This is a genomic window from Phenylobacterium sp., from assembly GCF_030646615.1.
Classification (GTDB): Bacteria; Pseudomonadota; Alphaproteobacteria; order Caulobacterales; family Caulobacteraceae; genus Phenylobacterium.
In genome coordinates this window covers 34,090-41,610 of the sequence record NZ_JAUSLG010000090.1, presented here as the reverse complement: position 1 = coordinate 41,610, position 7,521 = coordinate 34,090, and the positions used below count along the sequence as shown (strand labels likewise).

The 7,521-nt window shown below is 68.8% G+C and carries 5 protein-coding genes and 1 pseudogene; 3 read left to right on the top strand and 3 right to left on the bottom strand.

The annotated features are described in order from the left end of the window. The 3 genes and pseudogenes from Q7S93_RS16155 to Q7S93_RS16145 form a co-directional block, all read right to left on the bottom strand. Positions 1–191, bottom strand: a pseudogene (locus Q7S93_RS16155) (acetate/propionate family kinase); the annotation flags it as partial. A 2-nt stretch (positions 192–193) separates the two neighbouring features. Continuing rightward, positions 194–1,147, bottom strand: coding sequence for a bifunctional enoyl-CoA hydratase/phosphate acetyltransferase (locus Q7S93_RS16150; protein ID WP_304715067.1), 954 nt, complete (start codon positions 1,145–1,147; stop codon positions 194–196). A 97-nt stretch (positions 1,148–1,244) separates the two neighbouring features. Next, positions 1,245–1,673 (bottom strand): hypothetical protein, encoded by a 429-nt coding sequence (locus Q7S93_RS16145; RefSeq protein WP_304715063.1) that lies wholly within the window; start codon positions 1,671–1,673, stop codon positions 1,245–1,247. A gap of 185 nt (positions 1,674–1,858) precedes the next feature. On the opposite strand from Q7S93_RS16145, the gene Q7S93_RS16140 reads away from it, so the two are divergent. From Q7S93_RS16140 to Q7S93_RS16130, 3 genes are read left to right on the top strand one after another with little or no spacing between them, the layout of a single operon-like run. Beyond that, positions 1,859–4,111: an acyl-CoA dehydrogenase gene (locus Q7S93_RS16140; protein WP_304715061.1), complete on the top strand. Its 2,253-nt coding sequence runs from the start codon at positions 1,859–1,861 to the stop codon at positions 4,109–4,111. Then, positions 4,108–5,391 (top strand): acetyl-CoA C-acetyltransferase, encoded by a 1,284-nt coding sequence (locus Q7S93_RS16135; RefSeq protein WP_304715059.1) that lies wholly within the window; start codon positions 4,108–4,110, stop codon positions 5,389–5,391. The genes Q7S93_RS16140 and Q7S93_RS16135 overlap by 4 nt, the downstream gene beginning before the upstream one ends. Positions 5,392–5,402: 11 nt before the next feature. Beyond that, on the top strand, positions 5,403–7,520 hold the full coding sequence (locus Q7S93_RS16130) for a 3-hydroxyacyl-CoA dehydrogenase NAD-binding domain-containing protein (protein ID WP_304715055.1): 2,118 nt from the start codon (positions 5,403–5,405) through the stop codon (positions 7,518–7,520). Position 7,521 lies beyond the last annotated feature (1 nt).

The window sequence follows — 7,521 nt, the reverse complement described above, 5'->3', positions numbered from 1 at the left end:
CCGTCGGCGCGGGGCCAGTCGCTTTCAGCCGCCACCCGGCCTTCGGGTCCCCGGGCGACCAACCGGGGCTCATCCGGCAAGCCCGACACCGAGCCGCTCAAGGTCAGAGACAGATCGCTTTCAGAAGATACGGAATAGACGCCGAATTTCAGGCTGGACGAGCCCGCGTTCAGAACCAGGATCTGGGACATGGTCACTTCGCCGGCTTGGACCGCTGGGCCTTGGCGACCAGGAGGGCGACCGCGCAGGAGGCCATGCGCGACAGCGCGCCGTCGGACCGGCTGGTCAGCATGATCGGCACCTTGGCGCCCATGACGATCCCCGCCGACTGGGCCCGCGCCAGATAGAAGAGCTGCTTGGCCAGCATGTTGCCGGACTCGATATCGGGCACCAGCAGGACGTCGGCGTCGCCCGCCACCTCCGACACGATATGCTTGGCCTCGGCGGCCTCCTTCGAGATCGCATTGTCGAAGGCCAGCGGCCCGTCGAGAAGGCCGCCGACGATCTGGCCCCGATCGGCCATCTTGCAGAGGGCTGCGGCGTCGAGGGTGGCGATCATCTTGGGATTCACCGTCTCCACCGCCGCCAGGATGGCGACCTTGGGCCGCGCCACCCCCATGGCCCGGGCGCAGTCTATGGCGTTCTGGACGATGTCGCGCTTGGTGGCGAGATCCGGCGCAATATTGATCGCCGCATCGGTGACCAGCAGCGGCTTGGGATAGGTCGGCACGTCGAGGATAAAGACGTGGCTCATGCGCCGCTCGGTGCGCAGGCCGCAGTCCTTGGCCACCACCGCCTCAAGCAGCTCGTCGGTATGCAGCGCCCCCTTCATGATCGCCTGCACCTCGCCCTGGCCGGCCAGCAGGCAGGAGAGGGCCGCAGCGGCGTGGCTGAACGGCGCGTCACGCACCTCCAGCCCCGAGATGTCCAGGCCGGCCGCCTCCGCCGCCTGGGCGATCCGCGCCTTGGGTCCGACCAGCACGGGCAGGATCAGACCGCGCTCAGCGGCCTCGACAGCGCCGGCCAGCGAAAGTTCGTCCACAGGGTGAACGACGGCGGTCTTCACCGGGGCGGGGCGATCGGCCAGGGCGAGAAGGCGCTCCAGCTGGGAGCCCGGGGCGCTGTCGGCGGTGGTCGGCAGGGGCAAGGCAAGGCTCCACGGTTGCAGGGGTCCAGGCTGTCACGCCTGTGCGCCCCGACACAATCGCAAGGGTCAGGTCACGCTCTGGGGGATCGGTCAGCCATCAGTCTTTGCGATAGCCCAAATCCTGCAGGTCCGCGTCATCAAGGCGTGTCGATTCCAGCTCGCCCAGGTCGGCGTCCTCCGGCGCTCCGGCGAGTCCGCCGGCGTCGATCAAGGTGGGCTCCTCGGCGCCCGATCGAACGCTTCCGGCCGGCTCGGCGGCGCGAACCTCGGGATCGTCGCTGTCGCGACTGAGCCCATCCTGCTCGTCGCGGGCCAGGGCGACGATCTCGTCATCATCCAGGTCTTCGGCGATCAGGGCCTCGTCGTCGTCCGCGTCGCCCAGGGCGGAGGTTTCGTCACGGACGGTCGGCATCTCTTCGAAGGTTCGCATCTCAGCGGGCGGAATGTCGTCGCCGGCGCCGATCGTATTGTCCTCGTCGAAGGTCTCGGCCTGATCCTGCGGTTCGAAATCGGGCTGTTCGGGCATGGTCGCCTCCATCAGATGAGATGATTTGCAGACCGAACACCCCACCCTCCCGACCGTTCAACTTGGCCGCAAGTTTTCCTGCATCCCCGGCCGATTGGGGGAAGACCGGCGAACCTAAGGGACTCCCATGCGTTGGCTAGGCTGAGCCCACACTCCGAACCCTCAAACCCCGAGCGAGGTGTTGCATGGACACGTCCGCCCTGCGCCGCGACTTTGTCACGCGGCCGATCTATCACATGGCCAAGGGTGTCCTGCCCGAGATGTCCGACACCGAGGCGGAGGCCATCGCCGCCGGCGATGTCTGGTGGGACGCGGCGCTGTTTTCCGGCGACCCGGACTGGCAGGCCATGCTGGACATCCCCCCCGCCAAGCTGACGCAGGCCGAGCGGGCCTTCATCGACGGGCCCGTCGATCAGCTCTGCGCCATGCTGGACGACTGGAAGATCAACTGGGAGGACCGCGACCTTCCCCCGGAAGCCTGGGACTTCATCAAGCGCGAGCGGTTCTTCGGGATGATCATCCCTGAGGAATATGGCGGCCTGGGCTTCAGTCCCTACGCCCATTCCGAAGTGGTGCGGAAGATCTCCACGCGCTCGGTGGCCGCCGCCGTGACGGTGATGGTGCCCAATTCGCTGGGCCCCGGCGAGCTGCTGATGAAGTTCGGCACGGACAACCAGAAGACCTTCTGGCTGCCGCGGCTGGCCGATGGCCGCGACATCCCCGCCTTTGGCCTGACCAGCGCCGAGGCGGGCTCTGACGCCACGGCTATGACTGACACCGGCGTGGTCTGCGAGGGCGAGTACAAGGGCCAGAAGGTGCTGGGCCTGAAGCTCAACTGGGCCAAGCGCTATATCACGCTGGGGCCCATCGCGACGGTCCTCGGGCTGGCGGTCAAGGTCAAGGATCCCGACGGCCTGCTGGGCGGCGAGGAGGACCTGGGCATCACGGTCATCCTGGCCCCCACCGACACCCCCGGGATCGAGATCGGCCGCCGGCACATTCCGGCCATGCAGGCCTTCCAGAACGGCCCCAATTCCGGCCACGACGTCTTCCTGCCCATGGACGCGATCCTTGGGGGTCAGGACCAGATCGGCAAGGGCTGGATGATGCTGAACGCGGCGCTCGCCGCCGGACGCGGCATCTCCCTGCCCTCCCTGTCGGCGGCCGGCGCGGCCATGGCTGCGCGCACCACCGGCGCCTATTCCCGGGTCCGCACCCAGTTCCGCATCCCCATCGGCGAGTTCGAGGGCGTGCAGGAGCGCCTGGGGCGCATCGCCGCCAACGCCTATCTGCTGGACGCCGCCCGCCGGTTCACCTGCGCAGGCCTGGCGCTGGGCCACCACCCTTCGGTCGTCTCAGCGATCATGAAGAACAGCGCCACCGAGCGGATGCGCATCAGCGCCAACGACGCCATGGACGTCCATGCCGGCAAGGCCGTCATTGATGGGCCGAAGAACTATATGGGGACCTTCTACCGCTCCGTGCCGGTGGGCATCACGGTGGAGGGCGCCAATATCCTCACCCGCAGCCTGATCGTCTTCGGCCAAGGCGCGATCCGCGCCCACCCCTTCATCCTCAAGGAGATGGAGGCCCTGGCCGACGAGGACACGCAGCGGGGCCTGGCGGCCTTCGATGTCACGGTCTGGGCGCATGCGGGACACATTCTGAGGACGGCGAAGAACGCCTTCATTCGCTCCTGGAGCGACGGCCTGCTGGGGCCTGCGCCGGAAACCGGACCGACCCGGCGCTACTACCGCAAGCTCAGCCGCTATGCGGCGAGCTTTGCGCTCGCCTCCGACGCCGCCCTGCTGACCATGGGCGGCTCCCTGAAGCGCAAGGAGATGCTCTCGGCCCGCTTCGGCGACATCCTGGCCGAACTCTATCTGCTCAGCGCCACCCTGAAGCGCTGGGAGGAGGATGGCCGCCAGGAGGCGGACCTGCCGCTCGTCGAATGGATCATGCAGGATGGCTTCCTGACCATCGAGCGTCGCCTGAAGGAGATTCTCGACAACTTCCCCAACCAGCCGGTGGCCTGGCTGCTGGGCCTGTTCGTCCTGCCCTTCGGCGTCATCCGCCGCGGCCCCAGCGACAGGACTACTCGCGCCTGCGCCCGGCTGATCCTGGAGCCTTCGGCCACCCGCGACCGCCTCACCGACGGGGTCTATCTGGGCGCCGGCGACGACGCCGTGGCCGAGTTGGAGCGCGCCCTGGATCTGGTGGTCTCCACCGAACCGATCCGCGACCGCCTGAAGAAGCTGCGGGTCCGGGATCCGGACGCCGCCCTCGACCAGGGCCTGATCAGCCGCGAGGACCACGACAGGCTGGCCGAGGTCGCTATCGCCGTGGCCAAGGTGGTGGCCGTGGACGACTTCTCGCCCGAGGAGATCACCGGCAAGGCTGTCCCGGCTGAGCAGGTGCGCGTCGAGGCCGCCGAATGAGCCGGCCAGTCTATATTGTCGACGGCGCGCGCACCCCGTTCATCAAGGCCCGCGGGCGGCCCGGCCCCTTCACCCCGGTGGACCTGGCCGTCCAGTGCGGGCGACCGCTGCTGCTGCGCCAGCCCTTCGCCCCGACCGCCTTCGACCAGGTCATTCTGGGCTGCGTGAACGTGGTGGCCGACGAGATGAACCCCGCCCGGGTGGCGGCCCTGAGGTTGGGCATGGGCGAGGCCATGGTGGCCTTCACCGTGCAGATCAATTGCGGTTCGGGCATGCAGTCCATCGACACCGCCTTCCGCTACATCCAGCAGGGGACCGCCGATCTGATCCTGGCCGGCGGCGCGGAGTCGCTGAGCCATGCGCCCCTGGTGCTGAGCCACGACGCCACCGAATGGTTCGCCGAGCTGAACGGCGCCCGCAGCCCGCTGGCCCAGGCCAAGGCGGCCATGGGCTTCCGGCCTGATTTCCTGAGCCCGGTCATCGGCCTGGAGCGCGGCCTGACCGACCCGATCACCGACCTGAACATGGGCCAGACAGCGGAAATTCTGGCGCAGATGTTCGACATCTCCCGCCACGAGGCCGATGTCTACGCCTCTGAAAGCCAGCTGCGCTCCGCCCGCGCCCACGCCGAGGGCTGGTTCAAGGGCGAGCTGGAACCCGCCTTCGCCCGCGATGGTGAGCTTTACGACCGTGACGACGGCGTGCGGCCGGACTCCAGCCCCGACAAGCTGGCCAAGCTGAAGCCGGCCTTCGAGCCCCCCTTCGGCAAGGTGACCGCCGGCAACAGCTCACAGATCACCGACGGCGCTACGTGGGTCGTGCTGGCCTCGGAAGAGGCCGTGAAAGAACACGGCCTGGAGCCCCTGGCCGAGATCGTCGACAGCCGCTGGGCGGCCCTGGACCCGAAGATCATGGGGCTTGGCCCGGTGATGTCGGCCACGGACCTGCTGCGCGCCCACGACATGACCCTGTCGGACGTGCCGATCTGGGAGATCAACGAGGCCTTCGCCGCCCAGGTCCTCGCCTGTCTGGCCGCCTGGCAGGACGACGGGTTCCGCCGGCGGGTGCTCGGCCTGGAGGGCGACTTCGGTCAGATCGACCGGGAGCGGCTGAATGTCGATGGCGGCGCCATCGGCATGGGTCATCCGGTGGGCGCCAGCGGCGCGCGGATCGTCCTGCACCTGGCCAACGCCATGAAGCGCCTGTCCCAGCCCCGCGGCGTCGCCACCGAATGCATCGGCGGCGGCCAGGGCGGCGCCATGCTCATCCAAGCGGTCTGAAGGAGACATCGATGACGGACACCGCCTGGAACACTCTCGAACCGCGGCTGATGGAGCTTGGCCCCGACACCGGCGCGCCCGGCCCCTGGACGGCCTGGCGGCTGAGCCGGGACGAGGATGGAATCGACTGGCTGATCGCCGATCAGCCGGGCGTCAGCGCCAACACCGTATCCGAAGAGGTGCTGGAGGAGCTCGACCAGATCCTGGCCAAGGTGGAGCAGGACGCGCCGAAAGCCCTGGCGATCCGCTCGGCCAAGGCCGGCGGCTTCTTCGCTGGCGCCGATGTGAAGGCCTTCGTCGGCGCCCGTGACGCCGCCGAGGTGGAAAAGCGCATGACCCGCGCCCACGAGGTTGTCGATCGCCTGGCCAAGCTCAGCGTCCCGACGGTGGCGGTGATCCACGGCTACGCCCTGGGCGGCGGGCTGGAGATCGCGCTGGCCTGCGACCATCGCATCCTGGTGGGCGATGAGGCGCGCCTGGGCTTTCCCGAAGTTCAGCTCGGCCTGCATCCCGGCCTGGGCGGCACGGCCCGTCTGCTGGACCTGATCGACCCGCTGGAAGCCATGCAGATGATGCTGACCGGCAAGGCCAAGCGCCCGGGCGAGGCCAAGGCGATCGGCCTTGCCGACGCCGTGACCGAGGAGCGCCATGTGCGCGCCGCCGTCGCCGCAGTGGCCCGGGGCGAGTTCCGCTCGTCCAAGCCCGGCCGCCTGGGCCGGCTGCGCCACCAGGTGACCGAACGCATCCTGCACGCCGACATTCCCCGCCGCGCCGCCGCCGACCGCATGCGCAGTCAGGCCGCCAAGCAGGCGCCCCCGGAACACTATCCGGCGCCGGGCGCCCTGGTGGACCTGTGGGAACGTCACGGGGATGACCTGAAGGCCCTGCGCCAGGCCGAGATCGCCTCCTTCGCCCAGCTGATGACGACCGACGCCGCCCAGAACCTGATCGGCGTCTTCTTCCTGCGGGAGAAGATGAAGCGGCTGACCGAGGTGGGGGCGCAGCCGCCGCGCCACCTGCACGTGATCGGCGCCGGCGCCATGGGGGGCGACATCGCCGCCTGGGCCGCCTGGCATGGGATCAAGGTCACCCTGGCCGACCTGAAGCCCGAGATCATCGCCCAGGCCGTCGGCCGGGCCGCCGCCCTCTATCCCAAGCTCGGCCACGACAGCGCCAAGACCCGCGACGCCCTGGACCGCCTGATCCCCGATCCCGATGGCCAGGGGGTTGGCCACGCCGACCTGATCATCGAGGCGGCCCCGGAAAAGCTTGAACTCAAAAAGAAAATCTATGCCGACCTCGAACCGCGCATGAAGTCCGGCGCGGTGCTGGCCACCAATACCTCATCCATCCGGCTGGAGGATCTGGCGCAGGGCCTGTCGCGGCCCGAACGGCTGATCGGCATCCACTTCTTCAATCCGGTGTCACGGATGCAGATGGTGGAGATCGTCACCCATGAGGGTGTGGCGGCCGAAACCCTGGACCTGGCCAAGGCCTTCCTCGGGGCCATCGACCGCCTGCCCGCGCCGGTGCGCAGCGCGCCGGGCTTCCTCGTCAACCGAGCGCTGACCCCCTACATGCTCGAAGCCATGGTGATGATGCAGGAGGGCGTCGCCCCCGAAACCATCGACGCCGCGGCCGAGGCCTTCGGCATGCCCGTGGGACCCGCCGAACTGGCCGACCAGGTAGGCTTGGACGTGGGCATGGCGGTGGCCGACAGCCTGAAGGCCGGCCTCGACAAGCCCCTGCCCGTCCCGCCCGACACCCTGCGCGCCAAGGTCACGGCCGGCGATCTGGGCCGCAAGACCGGCAAGGGCGTCTATGCCTGGAAGGACGGCGAGGCCCAGAAGGCCAAGTCCTTCGCCAAACCGACCCAGGAGATGACCGACCGCCTGATCCTGCCGATGATCGACGCCTGCCTCGAATGCCTCCGCAAGGGCGTGGTCGAGGACGAGGACATCGTCGATGGGGCGATGATCTTCGGCGCGGGCTTTGCTCCCTTCCGCGGCGGTCCGATCCACTATGCCCGTGAGGCCGGGGCTCCGGCCCTGAAGGCCCGTATGGAGGAACTTGCCGCCATCCACGGGGAACGCTTCCGTCCCGACCAGGGCTGGGATCGTCTGACGTGAG

What these genes read in the sequence shown, in the direction of transcription:
- Q7S93_RS16145 (WP_304715063.1), bottom strand. Translation starts at nt 1,673, where the DNA reads ATGCCCGAACAGCCCGATTTCGAACCGCAGGATCAGGCCGAGACCTTC.
- Q7S93_RS16140 (WP_304715061.1), top strand. Translation starts at nt 1,859, where the DNA reads ATGGACACGTCCGCCCTGCGCCGCGACTTTGTCACGCGGCCGATCTAT.
- Q7S93_RS16135 (WP_304715059.1), top strand. Translation starts at nt 4,108, where the DNA reads ATGAGCCGGCCAGTCTATATTGTCGACGGCGCGCGCACCCCGTTCATC.
- Q7S93_RS16130 (WP_304715055.1), top strand. Translation starts at nt 5,403, where the DNA reads ATGACGGACACCGCCTGGAACACTCTCGAACCGCGGCTGATGGAGCTT.